Here is a 19,538-nt window from a genome sequence, read left to right as displayed (position 1 = left end):
AATCAGCTATGAATAATGAAAGCCAGATACAAAAATAGCGCCATAAGGCGCTATTTAGTATCATCAATTTAGCTAACCGCCTGAGCGATAGCGTGCAGCATCAATAATTGCCCATAAATGGAACACGGCACCGATTACGGCTGGAACAACTAAAAACCATAGCGCATAACCGCCAAAAACCAGAATTGCAAAAACAAGTGCCGCTAAAATACGGCCCTGCACCAACTGCCCTAAACCGGGGAAGAAAATATTACATAACGCTGCGATTACGTTACCGCCAGAACCTTGTTGAGACATACTAACCTCTGTAGTTTAATTAATTTCGTATGTGTACTTATTATTTATACTTACACACTTTATGCCAATTTATTAAAGCTTACAAATCATGTAGTTAAATTATTACGAATTTATCAGTTTAGTATTTTTTGCCAAATATAGGTCAAATTAGCAATTTTAAATAGTTATTTTAATTACTTGCTCAGTTTATACTGTTAACTATTCAACAACTTAAATACGTATTTTATAAATAGCTGTTTATAAAAACAGTATTTTATTTAGCCTAACAAAAACACCTGTTATACTGCCCCCATTATTGATTGAAAAGGCGTAACGATGGACGTTTCTGAATTACTCGATGGCTTAAATGACAAACAACGCGATGCCGTTGCAGCCCCACTACAAAACATGCTGGTATTAGCAGGTGCTGGTTCGGGTAAAACACGTGTTTTAGTTCATCGTATCGCGTGGTTAATGCAGGTTGAGCAAGCTTCTGCTTATAGTATTTTTGCGGTTACCTTTACTAATAAAGCCGCTAAAGAAATGCGCACGCGAGTAGAAGAAACCTTAAAAGCACCAGTCGGTGGTATGTGGATTGGTACATTCCATGGTTTATCACATCGTATTTTGCGCGCTCATCACCGTGAAGCAAACCTACCAGAAGCCTTTCAAATTTTAGATTCTGATGATCAGCTAAGAATGATCAAGCGCCTATTAAAATCAATGAATATTGATGACAAAAAATGGCCTGCTAAACAGTTTGGTTGGTATATAAGCGCTAAAAAAGATGAAGCTCTGCGCCCTAAAGATATTCAGGCATACGATATTAACGAGCAAATGATGCTGCGTGTTTACGCGGCCTATCAAGAAGCTTGTGATAGAGCGGGCCTAGTTGATTTTGCAGAAATATTACTACGTAGCTATGAGGTTCTTAAAAATAACCCAACCTTGCTGCGTCATTATCAGCAGCGCTTTGCGCACATGCTTGTAGACGAGTTTCAAGATACCAACACCATTCAATATGCGTGGTTAAAACTACTTGCGGGCGATACCAGCAGTATCATGATTGTAGGCGATGATGACCAAAGTATTTATGGTTGGCGCGGCGCAAAAATAGAAAACATTAAACGCTTTTTAACTGATTTTGACGCAGAGACGATTCGCCTTGAGCAAAACTATCGCTCGACTGCCACTATTCTTAAAGCCTCAAACGCGTTAATTCAAAATAACTCCGAGCGAATGGGTAAAAGTTTATGGACCGACGGTAACGACGGTGAACCTATCTCTATTTATGCTGCTTTTAATGAGCTAGATGAAGCGCGCTTTGTAAGTAGCAAATTACGTAGCTGGCTTAATGCAGGTAACGCACTACAAGATGCGGCTATTTTATATCGTAGTAATGCGCAATCACGGGTACTTGAAGAAGCGATGCTACAAGAAGGTTTAAAATACCGAATTTATGGCGGTATGCGATTCTTCGAACGCCAAGAAATTAAAGATGCTCTTTCATACTTACGCTTAGTGGGTAACCGCCAAGATGATGCGGCATTTGAGCGTGTTATTAATACGCCCGCCCGCGGCATTGGCGATAAAACATTAAGCCATATACGTGACTGCGCTCGCGCTGAATCTTTGCCGCTTTGGTATGCTGCTAAAGCCATTGTAGAGCAACAGCATTTATCGGGTCGCGCTTCTGGAGCGGTTGCCAAGTTTGTCGAACTTATTGAGCATATTGAAGATAAAATTAGTGACTTAACGCTGCATGAGCAAGCTAAATATGCCATTCAAACCTCAGGGTTAATGGCAATGTATCAGGCTGAAAAAGGTGAAAAAGGCCGTGCTCGGGTTGAAAACTTAGAAGAATTAATTAGCGCCTGCGATCAATATGAACTCCCTGAAGAGGAAGAATTTAGTTCACCACTACAAGGCTTTTTAGCCTACACCTCGCTTGAATCAGGTGAAGGGCAAGCTGATGAACATGAAGATGCGGTACAAATGATGACGCTTCACTCAGCTAAAGGCTTAGAGTTTCCGCTGGTATTTATGGTCGGTGTTGAAGAGGGCATGTTCCCATCACAACAAAGTAATGAAGAAACGGGCCGTTTAGAAGAAGAACGCCGTCTTTGTTATGTAGGTATGACCCGTGCTATGGATAAACTGTATATAAGCCACGCAGAAAGCCGCCGTTTATATGGTCAAGAAAAATACCACAGCCCATCGCGTTTTTTACGTGAAATACCCGAAGACTGCGTAGAAGAAATTCGCATTAAAACACAAGTCTCAAGACCGCCTGCTGCAGGGCGCTTTAGTGCATCAGTAAGCCATGCGGCATTTGAGGAAAGCGGGTTTAACTTAGGTCAACGCGTACTGCACGCTAAATTTGGTATAGGCACGGTGCTTAATTACGAAGGCAGCGGCGCACAATCGCGTGTACAGGTTAACTTTGACGACTTAGGTAGTAAGTGGTTAGTAACAGCTTATGCAAGACTACAAGCCGTTTAACCGCGTTATAAAGCATCTGCAACAGCAGCTAACGAATGCTAAACATCGTCAGTTACTGTTGCTTACAGGCGATAAAAATTGGTGTTATGAGCAATGCACTCAGCTGCTTGCTCAATTACAGCAACCCTCTTTTGTTCTTTCTAAAAACACAAATTTAGTTAATGCACATTGGCCAGAGCATACCCATCAAATTTTAGGGCAAGAGTGCGCCCATGCTGTTTATGATGGCTACAGTGGACTGGTGCCAGATAAACTAGCAGCCTTGGCGGGCGTAGTTCAAGCGGGTGGCTTTTTAATTCTATTACTTCCAGCGCTCAAATCACTTGAACATTGGTGCGATCCTGCGCTGCCATTATTTCAATCATTTGGACAAGCGCATCAATACAGCTTTTTTAATCAACGTTTAAAGCACTTACTGAGCAGCGCCTCCTTATTACATTTTAATCAACAAGATGACTGGGTTACTCTTGCCGACATTGATGCATCAGCAGGTACAATAGATTTTACCGAACAACAACAATGTGTTGAATTAATAAAAAAAACCGCGCACGGACGGGCAAATAGACCATTATTGATTAATGCTGATCGGGGACGGGGGAAATCAGCGGCGTTAGGGATTGCCGCAAGCGAGCTCAGCGATAAAAGAATCCTCATCAGCTCTATGCAATTTCGCGCATTGCACAGCAGCTTTAAACATTTAGCAAACGCACTTAATTTGGAGTATCAAGCAGGCAATAAATGCATTGCAAACATGCAATATATTGCACCTGATCAACTACTTAACGAACAGCCTGAGTGTGACTTGCTATTAATTGATGAAGCGGCAGCAATCCCTGTTCCAATGCTCATAAAACTACTCCACCTTTATCCTCGCGTGGTATTTTCAAGCACCATGGTTGGCTATGAAGGCAATGGTCGCGGCTATATTCTAAAGTTTACTCGCTACATTAAAACGCATTTTAAAAATATGCGCAGTATGACTCTTGAACAGCCTATTCGCTTTGCAAAGCAGGACCCATTAGAGCAGCACATTCGCACGTTATTAGCCTTAGATGCTGAACATCACAGCCTCACCTTATACTCTACCCCTTTGCAATTTAAGCAATTACAGGCACATCAACTTGCTAGTAACGAGTCACTACTTTATCAAGTGATTGGGTTGCTAACGCTGGCACATTATCAGACCAGTGTGAATGATTTACGCCACTTACTAGACGCCACTAAACAACATGTATTTGTTTGCCAACAAGGTGATAATATTCTCGGTGTCTGTTTAACTGCGATTGAAGGTGGATTTAATGCTGCCATGAGCAATGAAATAGCACAAGGAAAGCGTAGGCCTCAAGGTCACTTAATGGCACAAACGCTAGCACAATTGAGTTTTAATGCTGATGTTTTAAAACAACACTGCGCCCGCGTGGTGCGTATTGCCATTGATCCACAGCATCACAACAAAAAAATAGGCACACAGTTACTTAAATACTGTGAACAGCAATTGCAGAGCGAGTGTCATTGGTTTGGTGCCAGCTTTGGTGGCAATGCGCAATTACTCAGTTTTTGGCAAAGTAATGGCTTTGATTTAGTTAAACTCGGTTTTCAAAAAGATAAGGCAACGGGCGAGCACAGCGCATTAGTTGTTAAAAGCTTAACTAAAAGTGAGCAACTAGTAGAGCAATTAGTAGCACAGTTCGAAGCCGATTTCCCTTTGCAACTACTCGATCACTATAGTCAGCTTGATTATCAACTGGTCGCGAAAATTGTCTCTCATTTTAATACTCATACCGACAGTATCACTGAGCAATCAAGATTAAAGTCTATGTTAACAAGTGACTACCAGCTTTTTAATATAAAACCATTACTCTGGCGACGTTTTTGGGCATTGCCGTATAGCTTGCCAACCGATGACGATAATTTCCAATATGTTTTTATTAGGCTAGTATTACAAAATTGGACACCGAAAAATATCCAAAGTCAGTTAGGTTTGAATGGCACAAAGTCATTTAATACATTATTTAAAAAGGCTGTAAATAATTGGTATGAGCGCATTTCGCATAATAGTAAACCTTAACATTGTCCTTATAGCATTAGTGCTTGGGCAAACTTTCGCGCGTGCCGAGCAAACCAACGACAAAGTAATTAAGCTGGGCATGTCTACTGCACTAACTGGTCCTGCTAAAAATATTAGCCAATAGTTATATAAAGGTAGCAGCGTTTATTTTGACAAAGTTAATAACGCTGGCGGTATTAATGACGCTAAGGTGCTACTTTTAGTTGCTGACGATCACTATGAACCCAAACAAACCGTTAATAATACTCGTGAGTTTATTTACACAAATAAAGTTGATGCCCTGTTTGGTGCCAAGAGTACCCCAACCAGCCATGCAATTATACCTTTACTAAAGCAAGCTATAACGACGAAGCACAAGAACAAATCAAATACCTCGTTGAAGAGCATAAACATACTAAAATAGGGCTGTTTATACAGGCTGACGAATTTGGCTTATATGTAGAATCAGGGCTAAGAGAAGCACTCGCTAAATATAACCTTACACCGGTAATAGTTGCTCGCTACAAACGCAATAGCCAAGAAGTGGAGTCAGCACTTAATACCTTAAAATTAAGCGGAGTTACGGCAATCTGTTTAGTCGGCACTTATGAACCACTCTCTGAGTTTATTAATAGCGCCCAAAAGCAAGGGTTTAATCCTGAATATACTAGCGTTTCGTTTGTACCCAGCTTTGACTTATTTGATGAAGTAAACTCACCATCAAATATTATGGTAACGGAGATTGTTCCAAACCCACTAAATTGTAACGATAATTTTTGTACTGAGTTTTTAGCCGATATGCAAGCGAGCAACATTAAAAAACCGAGTCGTCTTCATTTTGAGGGTTATATTAACGCTATGGCATTTAGCAAAGCAGAAGATATAAAACCTCTCGATAAGTTGACTGAAATAGGCTTTGATATTGATCCACAAACAAGAAATATGATGCATGGATTAATTAAGCTAGCCGATAAACACAGCGTACTTATTGATCCAAGCGCTATATTTAAACCCAAAGAACTTCAAGCTTCTAACAACACACAAGAGCAGGAAACCGAAGCCTATAGACTGTTCTAAGCTAATTATTTGTTATAAACAACACTTAATAACAAAAGTTCGGTTAGTAGGCTTTAAGTGTACTAGCTTTAGGCGCTTATTGTTTTCCTTTTACCTGATGCCTTTTACCTTTCAGCTGCATTTTCACTTTATTCCAGACGTAAAAAAGCCCGACTATTGCTAGTCGGGCTTTCTCTTATTTGGAGTCGGTGCGCTACTTCGTAGCGACAACGCAGTAGAGTGTCGTGGTGCCCACAGCGGTAGAGAGCCACATAGCAAATGTATAGAGTCGGCATTAGGCGCTTATTATTTTCCTTTTACCTGATGCCCTTTACCTTTCACCTGCGTTTTTACTTTTCTGCAGACGTAAAAAAACCCGCTACATTACTGTAACGGGTTTCTCTTATTTGGAGCCTGGTAATGTCCTACTTTCACATAGCAAATGCTACACTATCATCGGCGCTGTTTCGTTTCACTACTGAGTTCGGCATGGGGTCAGGTGGGTCCAAAACGCTATTGTCACCAAGCAAATTTGGTGTAAGTTCGATTTAATCAAGCTTACTAAAATTTGGAATTTCTGATAATAAAAGTTTTCAAGTATCTACTTTAGTTATATTAACTTCTTGCTTAAACTGTCGCATAAAACGCGTTTGGCGTTGTATGGTTAAGCCTCACGGGTAATTAGTACAAGTTAGCTTAATGGCTCACACCACTTCCACATCTTGCCTATCAACGTTGTCGTCTTCAACGGCCCTTCAGAGACTTTTAAAGTCTAGTGAGAACTCATCTCGAGGCCTGCTTCGCGCTTAGATGCTTTCAGCGCTTATCAGTTCCGAACGTAGCTACCGGGCAATGCCATTGGCATGACAACCCGAACACCAGCGGTTCGTTCACTCCGGTCCTCTCGTACTAGGAGCAACCCCTCTCAATTCTCAAACGCCCACGGCAGATAGGGACCGAACTGTCTCACGACGTTCTAAACCCAGCTCGCGTACCACTTTAAATGGCGAACAGCCATACCCTTGGGACCGACTTCAGCCCCAGGATGTGATGAGCCGACATCGAGGTGCCAAACACCGCCGTCGATATGAACTCTTGGGCGGTATCAGCCTGTTATCCCCGGAGTACCTTTTATCCGTTGAGCGATGGCCCTTCCATTCAGAACCACCGGATCACTATGACCTACTTTCGTACCTGCTCGACGTGTCTGTCTCGCAGTTAAGCTGGCTTCTACCATTACACTAACCGTACGATGTCCGACCGTACTTAGCCAACCTTCGTGCTCCTCCGTTACTCTTTGGGAGGAGACCGCCCCAGTCAAACTACCCACCAGGCACTGTCCGTAACCCCGATTCAGGGGCCAACGTTAGAACATCAAAACTACAAGGGTGGTATTTCAAGGACGACTCCACAAAAACTAGCGTCTCTGCTTCTAAGTCTCCCACCTATCCTACACATGTAGGTTCAATGTTCAGTGCCAAGCTGTAGTAAAGGTTCACGGGGTCTTTCCGTCTAGCCGCGGGTACACAGCATCTTCACTGCGATTTCAATTTCACTGAGTCTCGGGTGGAGACAGCGTGGCCATGGTTACACCATTCGTGCAGGTCGGAACTTACCCGACAAGGAATTTCGCTACCTTAGGACCGTTATAGTTACGGCCGCCGTTTACCGGGGCTTCGATCAAGAGCTTCTCCGAAGATAACCCCATCAATTAACCTTCCGGCACCGGGCAGGTGTCACACCGTATACGTCATCTTGCGATTTTGCACAGTGCTGTGTTTTTAATAAACAGTCCCAGCCACCTGGTCACTGCGGCTCCCGTCCGCTTAGAGAGCAAGTCTCATCACAGATAGGAGCGTACCTTCTCCCGAAGTTACGGTACGATTTTGCCTAGTTCCTTCACCCGAGTTCTCTCAAGCGCCTTAGTATTCTCTACCTGACCACCTGTGTCGGTTTGGGGTACGATTCGGTATAATCTGAAGCTTAGAGGCTTTTCCTGGAAGTATGGCATCAGCAACTTCATCACCTTGGTGACTCGTCTCGTGTCTCAGCCTAACAGCAACCCGGATTTACCTAAGTCACTAGCCTACACACTTTCACATGGACTACCATCGCCATGCTTGCTTAGCCTGCTCCGTCCCCCCATCGCAATTATACCAAGTACGGAAATATTAATCCGTTTCCCATCGACTACGCCTTTCGGCCTCGCCTTAGGGGTCGACTTACCCTACCCTGATTAACATGGGATAGGAACCCTTGGTCTTCCGGCGTGCGGGTTTTTCACCCGCATTATCGTTACTCATGTCAGCATTCGCACTTCTGATACCTCCAGCAACCCTCCCGGGTCACCTTCAACGGCTTACAGAACGCTCCCCTACCACTCAAAATAAATTTTGAATCCGCAGCTTCGGTGCATAGTTTAGCCCCGTTACATCTTCCGCGCAGACCGACTCGACCAGTGAGCTATTACGCTTTCTTTAAAGGATGGCTGCTTCTAAGCCAACCTCCTGGCTGTCTGGGCCTTTCCACATCGTTTCCCACTTAACTATGACTTTGGGACCTTAGCTGGCGGTCTGGGTTGTTTCCCTCTTCACGACGGACGTTAGCACCCGCCGTGTGTCTCCCGGATAGTACTTTACGGTATTCGGAGTTTGCAAAGGGTTGGTAAGTCGGGATGACCCCCTAGCCTTAACAGTGCTCTACCCCCGTAAGTATTCGTCCGAGGCTCTACCTAAATAGATTTCGGGGAGAACCAGCTATCTCCCGGTTTGATTAGCCTTTCACTCCTAACCACAGGTCATCCCCTAACTTTTCAACGTTAGTGGGTTCGGTCCTCCAGTTGATGTTACTCAACCTTCAACCTGCCCATGGCTAGATCACCGGGTTTCGGGTCTATACCTTGCAACTATTCGCCCAGTTAAGACTCGGTTTCCCTACGGCTACCCTAATCGGTTAACCTCGCTACAAAATATAAGTCGCTGACCCATTATACAAAAGGTACGCAGTCACAGAACAAGTCTGCTCCTACTGCTTGTACGTACACGGTTTCAGGTTCTATTTCACTCCCCTCACAGGGGTTCTTTTCGCCTTTCCCTCACGGTACTGGTTCACTATCGGTCAGTTGGGAGTATTTAGCCTTAGATGATGGTCCACCTATATTCAGTCAAAGTTTCACGTGCTCCGACCTACTCGATTTCACTTAAAATGCGTTTTCATGTACGGGACTATCACCCTGTATCGTGGCACTTTCCAGAGCCTTCCATTAACACATAATAAGCTTAAGGGCTGTTCCGATTTCGCTCGCCGCTACTCTCGGAATCTCGGTTGATTTCTTTTCCTACGGGTACTTAGATGTTTCAGTTCTCCGCGTTCGCCTCGTTAACCTATGTATTCAGTTAACGATACCTGCAAGCAGGTGGGTTTCCCCATTCGGAAATCCTAGTCTCAAGTGCTTTTTACTAGCTTGACTAGGCTTATCGCAAGTTAATACGTCCTTCATCGCCTCCAACTGCCAAGGCATCCACCGTGTACGCTTAGTCACTTAACCATACAACCCAAACGGGTCTTTGTTTTGTGACAGTTTAACTTCGCCAGAAGTTAATATTGAATACTAAAGTAGATACCAATTAATCATAAATGATTAAATTGGCACTGAATGATACTGCTATCATTCTTTTTTACTTTTGAAAACTCTGTACAAATAACAATGTTATTTATACGAATTTTATTATCAGCTTTTCCAAATTTTTAAAGAGCATATTAATCAGTTAACCCAAAGGGTAAAACTAACTAACAATCATCTGTGTGGACACTACGAACAAATAAGTTCTAAATCGTATAAGGAGGTGATCCAGCCCCAGGTTCCCCTAGGGCTACCTTGTTACGACTTCACCCCAGTCATGAATCACTCCGTGGTAAACGTCCTCCCGAGGGTTAGACTATCTACTTCTGGAGCAACCCACTCCCATGGTGTGACGGGCGGTGTGTACAAGGCCCGGGAACGTATTCACCGCGTCATTCTGATACGCGATTACTAGCGATTCCGACTTCATGGAGTCGAGTTGCAGACTCCAATCCGGACTACGACGCACTTTAAGTGATTCGCTTACCCTCGCGAGTTCGCAGCACTCTGTATGCGCCATTGTAGCACGTGTGTAGCCCTACACGTAAGGGCCATGATGACTTGACGTCGTCCCCACCTTCCTCCGGTTTATCACCGGCAGTCTCCTTAGAGTTCTCAGCATTACCTGCTAGCAACTAAGGATAGGGGTTGCGCTCGTTGCGGGACTTAACCCAACATCTCACAACACGAGCTGACGACAGCCATGCAGCACCTGTATCAGAGTTCCCGAAGGCACCAAACCATCTCTGGTAAGTTCTCTGTATGTCAAGTGTAGGTAAGGTTCTTCGCGTTGCATCGAATTAAACCACATGCTCCACCGCTTGTGCGGGCCCCCGTCAATTCATTTGAGTTTTAACCTTGCGGCCGTACTCCCCAGGCGGTCTACTTAATGCGTTAGCTTTGAAAAACAGAACCGAGGTTCCGAGCTTCTAGTAGACATCGTTTACGGCGTGGACTACCAGGGTATCTAATCCTGTTTGCTCCCCACGCTTTCGTACATGAGCGTCAGTGTTGACCCAGGTGGCTGCCTTCGCCATCGGTATTCCTTCAGATCTCTACGCATTTCACCGCTACACCTGAAATTCTACCACCCTCTATCACACTCTAGTTTGCCAGTTCGAAATGCAGTTCCCAGGTTGAGCCCGGGGCTTTCACATCTCGCTTAACAAACCGCCTGCGTACGCTTTACGCCCAGTAATTCCGATTAACGCTCGCACCCTCCGTATTACCGCGGCTGCTGGCACGGAGTTAGCCGGTGCTTCTTCTGTCAGTAACGTCACAGGATGCAGGTATTAACTACATCCCTTTCCTCCTGACTGAAAGTGCTTTACAACCCGAAGGCCTTCTTCACACACGCGGCATGGCTGCATCAGGCTTGCGCCCATTGTGCAATATTCCCCACTGCTGCCTCCCGTAGGAGTCTGGGCCGTGTCTCAGTCCCAGTGTGGCTGATCATCCTCTCAAACCAGCTAGGGATCGTCGCCTTGGTGAGCCATTACCTCACCAACTAGCTAATCCCACTTGGGCCAATCTAAAGGCGAGAGCCGAAGCCCCCTTTGGTCCGTAGACATTATGCGGTATTAGCAGTCGTTTCCAACTGTTGTCCCCCACCTCAAGGCATGTTCCCAAGCATTACTCACCCGTCCGCCGCTCGTCAGCAAAGTAGCAAGCTACTTTCTGTTACCGCTCGACTTGCATGTGTTAGGCCTGCCGCCAGCGTTCAATCTGAGCCATGATCAAACTCTTCAATTAAAAAGTTTTATGTCTTTCGACAGCTCAATGAATTCTGAATTTATTTAATATCTTTCGATATTGAATTGACTGTGCTGAATAATTACTAAAAGTAACTATTCTGTTGGTCACTCAGTTTCTCTTTCGAGAAATCACATTGAGACTCTAAATTTGCTTGCCTCGTTACTTGCTCAATAAAGAACGAAGTAGCTTGGCTGTTAGAACTCAATCTGTACGAGTACCCACACAGATGATTGCTTTATATTGTTAAAGAACGTTGCGATTAAATCGTTAAACTTTATCTCGCTAGGGCTGCGCATATTACGCTTTCCTATTTTTTTGTCAACACTTAATTTTGTTAAACTTGAAAGTTTTCAGAACTAAGTTTTACTCGACTCACTGAGTAGCTCGTGCCTCGTTATGCGTTGCCCTCTGCCGTCTCAGTGGGGTCGCATTATAGGGAGATCCGAAAACAGATCAACCCTTTTTTGAAGAAAACCTGAAATAAATGACTGTTCGCTGGATATTTAGACTAAACGCTCATTTTAACCACTAAAAACTCCGCAAAGGTCGACTTAATTAGCTTACTTTAAGTTTCCAACCGCATTTTTTCTGATACTTAATCTCTTGATTTAGCTCACTTGCCATCAACGGGTGATTTTTTAACCAATTATTTTCAAATTGAATCACTAACTCTTCATTCTCAGCTGTTATCTTAAAGTTTGGCAACACATCATCTTGTCGGCGCATTGATAGAATAACAGCGATACGTAATAGTCGAACCATATACGCGGCAACAATACTATGTGCACCTAAATGATCTAAGCATCCCTTTTGAAGGTCCCAGCGATGACTATTAGCTATAGCAACAATTACTTTATGCTCTGATTGTGAAAAACCGGGCATATCGGTATTTTCTAAGATATAAGCGGTATGTTTGTGGTACTGCTTATACTCTATTAGTAAACCTATTTCATGAAGCTGCGCGACAGCATTCAAAAGCGGTAATCCGTTTTGTGCTTCAATCGGCCAATAATGACTGACTTCATTAGCTAACAGTACTGCTAAACTTGATACTCTAGATGCTTGCTTTTGATCCACATGATAACGATTCATAAAACCATCAATAGTACGTTGGCGAATGTCGGTATTGTGTAGCTCCGGTAGCATGCTATATAAAACACCTTCACGAAGCGCGCCACCCGCTAATCCCATTTGTTCTATTTCTAGTGACTCAAACAGTGCAATTAAGATAGCCAGCCCAGATACAAACACTAAACGTCGCTCTTCACTTAACCCTGGCAAGTCGAGTTCAGCGATAGTCTCATAAGCAATAGATTGTTGCTTAATGGTGTATAGCTTTTCAAGGGTGAGCATTTCATTTAAATTTTGTGCCACCATGATTTCTTGAATAGCTTGTACGGTCCCTGACGCACCAGAGGCAAGTTGCCAACCAGCCGTTTTATACTCAGGCGCTATTTCATCAATAACAGCACGCGCGGCTTTAATAGCAGTATTAAAGTTTGCTTCATTTAACTGGCAATCTTTAAAGTAGCGTTCAAGGTAAGTAACACACCCTATATTAAGACTTTTATAGTGACGTGCTTCAAAGCCTTGTCCGATCACCACTTCAGTACTCGCACCACCAATATCAATAACTAGCTGTTTGCCCGCACATGAAGAAGTGTGCGCAACTCCTTTGTAAATAGTTCGCGCTTCTAGCTCACCACTAATAACATTAACTTTATGGCCTAATATTTTTTCAGCACGTAATTTAAAGTCGTCGGCGTTGGTTGCTAAACGAAGTGTTGCAGTGGCAACAATGGTGATGTTTTTCTTGGGAATATCTTGCAAACGTTCCGCAAACAAGGCCAAACACTCCCAGCCTCGTTGCATAGCCTCTAAGCTCAATAGATTATTATCATCAAGCCCAGCGGCGAGTCTTACTTTGCGTTTGACGCGACCTATTGTTTGCAAGCCACCCGCCACTGATTTGGCAATAAGCATATGAAAGCTATTTGAGCCCAAATCAATGACTGCATATACATTTTTTTGCGGTTTAAGTTGCCCCACCGTTCAAAAACCTCTAGTTACGAATACTATCAAACTAACGGTCGGTTAAGACCGTCCTTTTTGGTAACCATTATTTGGGCGACGTCCGTTGTTATTACTACGATTACGTGGACCGGTAGAAAAATTACGTTTTCTGTGAATAGTCGGCTTAGTCAAATCATCTAGCAATGCACTTTTATCGTAATGCGATAAAGGGATGCTGTGCTCGATGTATTCTTCAATTTCATGAAGGTTATAAGCATATTGCTCACACGCAAAGCTAATTGCATGACCCGAAGCGCCTGCACGAGCTGTACGACCAATACGATGAACGTAATCTTCGCAATCATCAGGTAAGTCAAAGTTAAATACATGACTTACTTCTGGAATATGTAAACCACGCGCAGCAACATCGGTAGCTACTAAAAAGTCTAGCTCGCCTTTACTAAATTGCGCGAGTATTGATTGACGTTTCTTTTGGTTTACATCACCGGTGAGCATACCCACTCGATGTCCATCTGCTTTTAACCATGCATACACAGTTTCACAGCTGTGTTTGGTGTTTGCAAAAACAATGGCTTTCTCGGGCCATTCTTCTTCAATCAGGGTTAACAACAGCTTAATTTTATCTTCTTGTGAAGGATGAAATAGCTCTTCTTGAATACGTTTACCCGTTTTTACATCGGGTTCTATTTGCACATGCTCTGGGTTTGTCATATGTTCAAATGCAAGCTCTTGTACACGATACGACAGTGTGGCAGAGAATAATAAGTTTAAACGTTCTGATGTATCCGGCATACGACGGAACATATAACGGATATCTTTAATAAAGCCTAAATCGAACATACGATCGGCTTCATCTAGCACGACTACCTCAATTTCATTAAGGGTGTAACAGCCTTGCTTGTACAGATCTATTAGGCGACCTGTAGTACCAATTAAAATATCAACGCCTTTTTCTAGTTGTGCACGTTGTTTTTCGTAATCTTCGCCACCATATACTAAACCTAAGTTAAGATTACAGTGCGGCGCTAAAATTTTTGCATCTTTGTGTATCTGAATCGCAAGCTCCCGAGTTGGGGCCATGATCAGGGCTCTTGGATGTTTACTAGGTGCTTTGCTAGATTGTAATAACCGGTGGCATGTGGCGGTTAAAAACGCCAACGTTTTGCCTGTACCTGTTTGTGCTTGGCCCGCAATATCGCGCCCTTCACAAATAAACGGTAGGCATTTAGCTTGAATGGGTGTGCAATATTCAAACCCACTTTCGGTTAACCCGGCAACCACTTCCGGTGCAATAGCAAAGTCTGAAAACTTTTTATCGGTCAAATGTGTCTTAGTCATAGCGTTTAAGCATAACGTTTAAACTTGCAATAAGAAACAAGAGTGTTTAAATACGCACTAAATATTTCGCCTAACTAAACCGGAGAGCGCAATGAGCGAGAAAATAATCCAAATTACCGACGATAGCTTTGAAGCTGACGTATTACAATCAGACAAACCTGTACTAGTAGACTTTTGGGCTGAATGGTGCGGACCGTGCAAAATGATCGCCCCAATTCTAAGCGAAGTTGCTGAGGAATTTGATGGCCGTGTAACGATTACTAAATTAAACATTGACCAAAACGCAGGTACTCCACCTAAATTTGGTATTCGTGGTATTCCTACACTACTACTTTTCAAAGATGGTCAAGTGGCTGCAACTAAAGTAGGCGCATTATCAAAAACACAATTAGTTGAGTTTTTAGAAAACAACATCTAAGTGTAAATTTATAAAAAAAGGGCGCTCAGCCCTTTTTTTATTATTTATTTTACAGAAGTACTGGACGCTGCAGTAATGACCTGCTAGTTTATAAAGCCAACTAATCCTTAGTTATATTCAACAAACCTCACTCAACGATCTAATAAAGCGATTTTGAGTATGACAACTGTAATAAAGAACCCACCAATATGCATTTACGCGAATTAAAAGACAAGTCTATAAAAGAGCTTGTAAACTTAGCTGAGTCCATGGGGCTCGAAAACGTAGCCCGCTTAAGAAAGCAAGACATTATTTTTGCTATTCTTAAATCCCACGCCAAAGGCGGAGAGAATATTTTCGGCGGTGGTGTATTAGAAATTTTGCAAGATGGTTTTGGCTTTTTAAGATCATCAGAAGCTTCTTACTTAGCTGGCCCAGATGATATTTATGTATCTCCAAGCCAAATTCGCCGTTTTAGTATGCGTACTGGCGACTCTATTTCAGGTCTTATTCGTCCGCCAAAAGATGGTGAGCGTTACTTTGCTTTACTTAAAGTAAACGAAGTTAATTTTGATAAACCTGAAAACTCTCGCACTAAAATACTTTTTGAAAACCTGACACCACTACATGCAAACGAACGTTTTCGTATGGAACGTGGTAACGGCAGTAAAGAAGATATTACCGCACGAGTTCTTGATTTAGCGTCACCCATTGGCCGCGGCCAACGTGGTTTATTAGTAGCACCGCCAAAAGCGGGTAAAACCATGTTGCTACAAAATATTGCGCAATCAATCACACATAACCACCCTGATGTTACATTAATGGTTTTACTTATTGATGAACGTCCGGAAGAAGTGACTGAGATGCAACGCCTAGTAAAAGGTGAAGTTATTGCATCAACATTCGATGAACCAGCATCTCGCCATGTACAGGTTGCTGAAATGGTTATCGAAAAAGCAAAGCGCTTAGTTGAGCACAAAAAAGACGTGGTGATTTTACTTGATTCAATCACACGTTTAGCACGTGCTTACAACACCGTTATTCCATCATCAGGTAAAGTATTGACCGGTGGTGTAGATGCTAATGCATTACATAAGCCTAAACGTTTCTTTGGTGCAGCACGTAACGTTGAAGAAGGCGGTAGCTTAACAATTATTGCGACTGCGCTTATTGATACCGGCTCTAAAATGGATGAAGTTATTTACGAAGAGTTTAAGGGTACGGGTAACATGGAACTACACCTTAACCGTAAAATTGCGGAAAAACGTGTATTCCCAGCTATCGACTTTAACCGTTCTGGTACGCGTCGTGAAGAGTTACTTACTAAGCCTGATGAGCTCCAAAAGCTGTGGATTTTACGTAAGATAGTCCATGACATGTCAGAAATTGATGCCATGGAATTTTTAATCGATAAACTATCAATGAGTAAAACCAACGATGAGTTTTTTGATTCGATGAAACGTCAGTAATCTGAACGCTGGTTAACTAAATGTTTTTAAATAAAAAAGACACCAGATGGTGTCTTTTTTATTTTTAGAGTAAATCAGCTTATCTGTATTGCTTAAGCAGTACCAGCAAGTCATTTACTAATGTTGTTAACTTTTGAGTGTTAATTTGTGACTGAAGTAATTCATCATCTAGTGCTTTTGCCACTAATGCTATCTCTTTAAACTCAAACATTTGTGCCGCACCTAAAACTCGGTGGCTATCTTTTTGCAACGATTTATAATCTCCAACTTTAAAATGCTGTTCAATTAGCTCACTTTCTGTAATCAGGCTTTGTTTAAAACTCGCTACTAAATCACTCATATCTACATGGATACTTTCTGTCGATAAATCCTCATTTGCTGAGCTTAAGTATTTAGCTAAAACAGTGTAAAAAGATTCTTTGTCTATTGGTTTTGCTAAATAATCGCTAAAACCAAGTGATAAGTAGTGGTCAATCTCGTGGCTCATGGCATTGGCCGTTAACGCTAAAATAGGCTGCTCATAGCCACATTGTTTGAGTAGTTCAAACGCAGAAATACCATCCATAACGGGCATTTGAATATCTAAAAGCACCAAATCCGGATACAACTTTAAACTTTGCTCTACGGCTTGCTCACCATTTTCAACGGCAATCACTTCAAGTCCTAGGGAGTGTAAATAACGACTGATCAGTTTGCGGTTATCACTGTGATCCTCAGCAAGCACCACCTTACCGGATAACAACCTATGCCCCTCACCCGATTTAGCCTGCATATCATCGTGGCAAACTTGCTCTTCAACTTGTATACAAGGCAAATAGAACGAAAACTCACTGCCCTTTTTAAACTCACTCTGCACGCTAATATAGCCACCCATCATCGCTGCTAACTGCTGCGACAAACTCAAGCCCAAACCGGTACCGCCAAAACGTCGGCTAATGCTGTTATCTGCTTGACTAAAGCATTCAAAAATAAGCTTAAGCTGTGAGGATCTCATACCAATTCCAGTATCTTGAATACAAAAGAGCAGCCCTTGATCCGTTTTGCTAACAGCAATTGTTACGTGCCCCTTATGAGTAAACTTAATGGCATTGGCGCATAAATTAATAAGTATTTGTTTTACTCGAGTTAAATCTAGCCGCGTAAAATAGGTATCACCTAACTGACTCTCTAATATCAGTGACAAGCCTTTCGCTTTAGCTTGTGGAGAAAACATAGCATGAACATCGTTGATCAATCGCACCATATCAAAACAGCTAATGTTAAGCTCTAGCCTGTTTGCTTCGATTTTACTTAAATCAAGCACATCATTGATCAGGCTTCTTAAATGCTCACTTTGTCGTTGTATTACCCTAAGCTCATCTTGTAATTGCTCAGCCTTGTACTGACCACTAATAAGATTATCTGTTTGCGCCAAAATAGCGGTTAATGGCGTTCTAATTTCATGGCTTATATTTGCTAAAAACTGGCTTTTAACCTCGTTAGCTTCACGCAGTTCTTGCGCCACACTTTGCAGCTCTTTGGTGCGCTGTTCAACTTGATCACTCAGCTTTAACTTCGCTTGTTTTTCTGTTCGGCGTTTATAAACAGCAATTACTGTAATTAAAATCAATATGGCAACAATCATCAATAAGAACATCAGCTGTGAACGTTTAGCTATTTGTAATTCTTGTAAGTATTGTTGCTGTTTTAATTGTTTAATTTCTTGGTTTAGCTGATTTGATTCAAACTGAATTTGAAATTGACTGACCGCTTTTGAGGCTTCTTCGGTATTAACACTGCGCTGATAATCAACATACTGTTGATGCAAACTTAACGCTTTTTCATAATCCCCTAAGCTAGCATGGATCAGCGCTTCAATCCCCAAACCGTCTTTTATGCGCATGCCATTATTATACTCTTTGGCAAGCGTAATTGAACGCTCTGAGGTTTCTTTGGCATTTTCTGTATCGCCTTGCACAAATTGAACAGTCGATAACACGTGTAAAGCAGCCGCTAGTAACGACTTATTATCAGCCTCAAGTGCAAACTGCTGCCCTGCATTAGCATGATATAACGCGACATCAAATTTATTTAATTTAAGGTTAATTGTTGCTAAATTGGCGTGCTTAGTCGAAAGCTGAAAGGCGTTATTAACACTTTGATAGTAGCGCAAAGCTAATTGGTTGTAATGCAACGCTAACTGGTACTGCCTTGATTCAGTGTACGCCACACCCATGTTACCGTATACCTGTGCAACGCCATCGTCATCACCAAGCTCTTGAAAAACTTTTAAAACCTCACGATACATCTCAAGCGCGGACTCATAGCGAGAGAGACGAATATAAATACCGGCAATATTATGTAATATATCGGCTTTATCTTGTGCGCTCCCCACTTTTTCATAAATGACTTTGGCTTGCTGATAATAATCGAGGGCTAGCTCCATGTTATACATATCAAAGTAAGCGAGCCCAATATTACTGAGTAAGTTAGCCTGTTTAATCGGGCTTTTAAGGGGAACGGCAATGTTTAACGCGCGATTATAATCAACGACCGCTTGTTGCACTAACCCTTGATAATAAAGCACCACGCCTTGCATTTTAATTGCACGAAAATAAAGTTTTGGCTGTTCTTTAAGGGTGCTATTCGCCTCTAGTAATTTAAAATACTTTAGTGCGTTAGCTAAATCACTCTGTGTAAACGCCAGCTCCGCTAAGTCACTGTAAATGGTCACGCGTTTTAAGTTTGGAAGATCAGGGTTAGCTAATATGTCTGTTGCAAGGCGGTGCTTTTTAGTCCATGTTTGCTCAAGATCGAACTGCTCAAACAAACTTGTCTGCTCATTGGATAAAGCGTCGTTTGATGCACCACTCAGTACAACCAAAAGAACAATAAAGCAGATGCGCTTTAACCGAGTCAGCATAAAAATATCCTTTAATCCTTGCTAGCCATAATAAAATGACAGCCAAACAATATGTAAACATCTAATTTAGACGAATATAAAACAGGCATTCACGCCCACTCCTTGGGGTTTAATGTTACTTAGGTGTATGATAATTTGTT

8 protein-coding genes, 3 rRNA genes and 1 pseudogene are annotated in these 19,538 nt (G+C 42.4%); 5 read left to right on the top strand and 7 right to left on the bottom strand.

The window, feature by feature from the left end:
* Positions 1-72 precede the first annotated feature (72 nt).
* Positions 73-297, bottom strand: coding sequence for a hypothetical protein (locus LOC50_RS14280; protein ID WP_013463755.1), 225 nt, complete (start codon positions 295-297; stop codon positions 73-75).
* 315 nt (positions 298-612) lie between these two features.
* Between LOC50_RS14280 and uvrD the strand changes: the two genes are divergently transcribed.
* From uvrD to LOC50_RS14265, 3 genes and pseudogenes are all read left to right on the top strand, one after another.
* Positions 613-2,778, top strand: coding sequence for a DNA helicase II (gene uvrD, locus LOC50_RS14275; protein ID WP_214553450.1), 2,166 nt, complete (start codon positions 613-615; stop codon positions 2,776-2,778).
* The gene (locus LOC50_RS14270) at positions 2,756-4,846 is read left to right on the top strand and encodes a GNAT family N-acetyltransferase (RefSeq protein WP_250653405.1); all 2,091 of its coding nucleotides are present in this window, start codon (positions 2,756-2,758) and stop codon (positions 4,844-4,846) included. Before uvrD ends, LOC50_RS14270 begins: the two co-directional genes overlap by 23 nt.
* A pseudogene (locus LOC50_RS14265) lies at positions 4,815-5,902 on the top strand (ABC transporter substrate-binding protein). Before LOC50_RS14270 ends, LOC50_RS14265 begins: the two are co-directional and overlap by 32 nt.
* 391 nt (positions 5,903-6,293) lie before the next feature.
* Here the strand turns inward: LOC50_RS14265 and rrf are convergent.
* The 5 genes from rrf to rhlB all read right to left on the bottom strand — a co-directional run bounded on the left by rrf (position 6,294) and on the right by rhlB (position 14,630).
* Positions 6,294-6,408 (bottom strand): 5S ribosomal RNA (gene rrf / locus LOC50_RS14260).
* 133 nt (positions 6,409-6,541) lie between these two features.
* A 23S ribosomal RNA gene (locus LOC50_RS14255) occupies positions 6,542-9,428 on the bottom strand.
* A gap of 291 nt (positions 9,429-9,719) precedes the next feature.
* Positions 9,720-11,255, bottom strand: a 16S ribosomal RNA gene (locus LOC50_RS14250).
* The 16S, 23S and 5S rRNA genes sit together here, the layout of an rRNA operon.
* A 558-nt stretch (positions 11,256-11,813) precedes the next feature.
* Positions 11,814-13,307 (bottom strand): guanosine-5'-triphosphate,3'-diphosphate diphosphatase, encoded by a 1,494-nt coding sequence (gene gppA, locus LOC50_RS14245; RefSeq protein WP_069438777.1) that lies wholly within the window; start codon positions 13,305-13,307, stop codon positions 11,814-11,816.
* A gap of 45 nt (positions 13,308-13,352) precedes the next feature.
* On the bottom strand, positions 13,353-14,630 hold the full coding sequence (rhlB, locus tag LOC50_RS14240; RefSeq protein WP_010392673.1) for an ATP-dependent RNA helicase RhlB: 1,278 nt from the start codon (positions 14,628-14,630) through the stop codon (positions 13,353-13,355).
* A gap of 91 nt (positions 14,631-14,721) precedes the next feature.
* Between rhlB and trxA the strand changes: the two genes are divergently transcribed.
* Both trxA and rho read left to right on the top strand, forming a co-directional pair.
* The gene (gene trxA / locus LOC50_RS14235; RefSeq protein WP_013463750.1) at positions 14,722-15,048 is read left to right on the top strand and encodes a thioredoxin TrxA; all 327 of its coding nucleotides are present in this window, start codon (positions 14,722-14,724) and stop codon (positions 15,046-15,048) included.
* 188 nt (positions 15,049-15,236) lie between these two features.
* Positions 15,237-16,496, top strand: a complete 1,260-nt coding sequence (gene rho / locus LOC50_RS14230; RefSeq protein ID WP_013463749.1) for a transcription termination factor Rho — start codon at positions 15,237-15,239, stop codon at positions 16,494-16,496.
* 79 nt (positions 16,497-16,575) lie between these two features.
* Here the strand turns inward: rho and LOC50_RS14225 are convergent, their stop codons facing one another.
* Positions 16,576-19,398 carry a tetratricopeptide repeat protein gene (locus LOC50_RS14225; protein ID WP_250653404.1) on the bottom strand — a complete coding sequence of 941 codons (2,823 nt, stop codon included), beginning with the start codon at positions 19,396-19,398 and terminating at the stop codon, positions 16,576-16,578.
* Between the last annotated feature and the right edge of the window lie 140 nt (positions 19,399-19,538).

The sequence above is a fragment of the Pseudoalteromonas sp. SCSIO 43095 genome, from assembly GCF_023650455.1.
In the GTDB taxonomy this organism is placed as follows: domain Bacteria; phylum Pseudomonadota; class Gammaproteobacteria; order Enterobacterales; family Alteromonadaceae; genus Pseudoalteromonas; species Pseudoalteromonas tetraodonis.
The sequence above is the reverse complement of the archived record's forward strand: the minus strand, read 5'-3'. Positions and strand labels throughout refer to the sequence as shown.

What these genes read in the sequence shown, in the direction of transcription:
- LOC50_RS14280 (WP_013463755.1), bottom strand. Translation starts at nt 297, where the DNA reads ATGTCTCAACAAGGTTCTGGCGGTAACGTAATCGCAGCGTTATGTAAT.
- uvrD (WP_214553450.1), top strand. Translation starts at nt 613, where the DNA reads ATGGACGTTTCTGAATTACTCGATGGCTTAAATGACAAACAACGCGAT.
- LOC50_RS14270 (WP_250653405.1), top strand. Translation starts at nt 2,756, where the DNA reads ATGCAAGACTACAAGCCGTTTAACCGCGTTATAAAGCATCTGCAACAG.
- rhlB (WP_010392673.1), bottom strand. Translation starts at nt 14,630, where the DNA reads ATGACTAAGACACATTTGACCGATAAAAAGTTTTCAGACTTTGCTATT.
- trxA (WP_013463750.1), top strand. Translation starts at nt 14,722, where the DNA reads ATGAGCGAGAAAATAATCCAAATTACCGACGATAGCTTTGAAGCTGAC.
- rho (WP_013463749.1), top strand. Translation starts at nt 15,237, where the DNA reads ATGCATTTACGCGAATTAAAAGACAAGTCTATAAAAGAGCTTGTAAAC.
- LOC50_RS14225 (WP_250653404.1), bottom strand. Translation starts at nt 19,398, where the DNA reads ATGCTGACTCGGTTAAAGCGCATCTGCTTTATTGTTCTTTTGGTTGTA.